2 protein-coding genes are annotated in these 3,245 nt (G+C 67.5%); one reads left to right on the forward strand and one right to left on the reverse strand.

What is annotated here, in order from left to right:
* Positions 1-85 precede the first annotated feature (85 nt).
* On the forward strand, positions 86-577 hold the full coding sequence (locus I6U14_RS10190; RefSeq protein ID WP_296899015.1) for a bifunctional hydroxymethylpyrimidine kinase/phosphomethylpyrimidine kinase: 492 nt from the start codon (positions 86-88) through the stop codon (positions 575-577).
* Positions 578-697: 120 nt separating this feature from the next.
* On the opposite strand, the gene I6U14_RS10195 is transcribed toward I6U14_RS10190, so the two are convergent.
* Positions 698-3,245, reverse strand: a 2,548-nt coding sequence (locus tag I6U14_RS10195; RefSeq protein ID WP_296899013.1) for a sulfite exporter TauE/SafE family protein, incomplete at its 5' end; no start/stop codon positions are given.

Raw genomic sequence — 3,245 nt, forward strand, 5'->3', positions numbered from 1 at the left:
TTGGTGTGGTCATGGTGGTGTCTCTGCGGTGTGTATGTTTTTTTTTTTTTAATGATCGAGATGGGGATAAGAGACAGACCCGGTGATGGTCGCCAAGGGCGGCGACCGGCTGCTGGCGGAGGCCGCGATCGCCGTCCTCAAGGAGCAGTTACTGCCGCTGGCAACAGTGCTCACCCCCAACCTACCCGAGGCCGCCGTCCTGCTCGACGCCCCGGAGCCCGAAACCCCCGACGCCATGCCAGCCATGGCCGCAGCGCTGCGCACACTGGGGCCCGCAGCCGTGCTGCTCAAAGGCGGCCATCTCTGCGGTGACACCAGCCCGGACCTGCTCGTCACGGCGGCTGGCGAGCACTGGCTGGAGGGCGAGCGCATCGCCACACAAAACACCCATGGCACCGGCTGCACCCTATCCTCGGCGCTCGCCGCACAACTTGCCCTAAGGGGCGATATCCGCGTCGCCGCCGAGCGAGCCAAGCACTACGTCGCCGGCGCCATCGCCGCCGCCGACCAGTTGACCGTCGGCCGCGGCCATGGCCCCACCCACCACTTCCACGCCTTCAATAAACGGGGACAGTAACCTGAACGCTCACGTTGGCTCGAGCATCAACGGCTGATTGCCACAAGACTCGCGGAGGCCGCAGCTGCCCGCCGGTCGGCGGCGAGCAAGATGAGTCTACTGTCACAGCTTGATTGGCTCTCAAGCGACAGCGCGGAGCTGGCCGGGCTCGGCCGGCGCCGCGGGCAGGCCGAGGTCGAGACTCTTGAGGTCCGCGCCTGCACGGCCGGCGAACAGCCGCAGATCGGCGGCGATGAGGGACCAGCAGTACGGACCGATGCGCTCGGTATGGCCCCGAAGCGCTGTCTCGACACGGACACGCGGGGCCCGGTAGAAGATCCGGATGCCGAGCGTTAGAGGCGCGGCGCGCTGCTCCTCCGTCATCTGCGCGGAGAGGTCGGGGCCGCCGCCGTCGCGGCGCGCGCCGGGGTAAATGTCCACGGCGAGCTCCACCAGATTTGTGGCGATGCGCGGGGTGCCTGTCTCCACGCGCTGCAGGATGCAGTTGGGGTCGCGGCAGCGCTCGCGCAGTGCGAAGGTGAACTCCCGCTCGAAGAAGACGCAGAAGGCGTGCTTCACCTCCTCCAGGTGCCGTTGGACACGGCGTAGGCGCTGCGGATAGGGCTGCTGGTCGCGCATCTCCTCGCGGATGACCTTGCGCAGCCGGTCGAAGCCCTTCGGCAGAGCGCCTGCATGAAAACCCCGGGACATGAGCGTACGCACGCTTTCGCCGTGGGGCCCAACGGCGGCGGGCTCCACCGGCAGTGGCTCGGCGCCGTCACCGGCGGGCGGGGCCTGATCCGCCTGGCTGGCATCCGCGAGCCCTTCGCGGTGGTTGGCCTGATAGAGCTTCCAGTTCTCCTTGAGCTCCCAGACGAAGAAGCCGAACAGCCCCGGCAGCAGCACGATGGTGAGCGTCACCAGCGGATAAGCGATGACCTTGGGCAGCACCGACTGGCTGATGTCGACGAAGGCGGCGGTGATGGCGGGCAGGAAGGGCAGCAGCAGCTTGTGGCCGATGCTGACGATGGGAAAATGCTTCACCGGGTTCACCTGCGGCTCCACCAGCACCGTGACGTAGAACTGGATCAGGGCCTCGGCGAAGCGCCAAAGCGGCGCCAGCACCGCCTTGAGAACAAGGCTCGGCACGCGCTCGCCCAGGTGATGGATCAGCGCCTCATCCACCCGATGCAACAGCTGAGAGAAGCTGCGGGTCACTTCCTTGAAGAAGGCCAGCAGGGATTGGATCAGGCCGATGAACAGCGCCTGATTGAGCCGTCGCAGATAGAGTCCGACCCGCGTGCTGAGATTGTCCAGAAAGCGCCGCCCAGCAGGCGTGTTGCGCGCCAGCGTGCCCAGTGCGAAGGCAAGCCCGGCGAGCCAGAGTCCGGGCTCGATGGGCACCTCCTCCACGAACACTGCAAGGAGAATGATGGGCGCCAGCGGCAGGGTGCCGATCAGCAGCGGCTGCACGACATTGCGTCCGAGACCGCGGACGATGCCGGTGCTGAGCAGCTCCGCCATGGGTGGCCAGCGCATGAGCCGGCTCAGGCCGTCGTAGAAGACGAAGCGCAGCAAGGCCACCAGACCGCGCCACAGGGAGAGTGCGATGTGCCGGCCAATGCCCGTGTGCATGACAATGTTCACGAGCCCGCCCAGCAGCATCACGTCCGTGAAGGTGGCGAGCTGAACAAGCTTTTCGTCCTGCGGCAGCAGCTCCAGCAGCAGATCGATGCTCTTCAGCACCAGATAGGCCACGCCGAAAGGCACCAATACGTAGCGCGAGACGACGCGGCCCGGGCCTGTGCCGAAAAGCGGTGCGCTCAGCTGCTGCAGACCCTTGATGTAGATCTCTCCCGGCCGATACACCCCGGGCAGCGCGTCTGCGGCCGTGCGGTCGAACCGCGCAAGGCGGTCCCCGCGAAAGAACTCCGACAGCGTCGGGTCCGGCAGGCGCAGGATGTTGCGGGCAACGATGTCGCGCACGTCCGTGAACTTGAGATGCCGGCGCTGCTTGATGACGTCCAGCAGCTCCAGCTCCATTTTCTGTGCGGCGATGTTCTCCCGGTGGTCGCGCGGCACGAAGTCCGCCTTGCGCATGGCTTGCTTCACGCGCGGCATGATCTGCTCGTCGACCCGCGCATTCACCCGATAGGTCAGCTTCTCCAGCACGCGGGCGAAGCGCTCCAGGTCCGTGATGGGCCAGGGCATCTCCTCCAGTCGGGCACGGGCGGTCTCCATGGCGCGCAGCGCCTTGAGCAGCGACTGGAAGGGCAGCGGCTCCAGCAGCCGCCGGCGCCGACCGGGCGTCACCAGGCTGAACAGCCAGCGCCCGAAGCGCAGACGGTAGTAGTCGCTGCGGTTCTCGGAGAGCGCCTGCTCCAGGCAAAGGATGAGCGTACGCGCCGGCGCAGAGCCGAAGCGACGGCGGTCCTCCGCGGCGAGGCGCTCCACGAGCTGGCGCAGCTCACTGGCCGTGGCCGAGTCGAGCTTCCACTTGGCGGCGAGGAGGTCGGCCAGGTGCTCCTCAGCCTCACGCTCGCGCTCGGCGATGGCCATGTCCACGGCCGCGGGGGCGCAGCGCGCGGGCCGGCTCATGCGCTGAGCAAGCCGGCGCGCATCCGCCAGGAAGCCCAGCTCCGCGGCGAAGCGGCCGTCGAAGTCCGCGCGCTGAGCGCAACCGATGGCG

The sequence above is a fragment of the Thiohalocapsa sp. genome (genome assembly GCF_019695415.1).
Lineage (GTDB): Bacteria > Pseudomonadota > Gammaproteobacteria > Chromatiales > Chromatiaceae > Thiohalocapsa.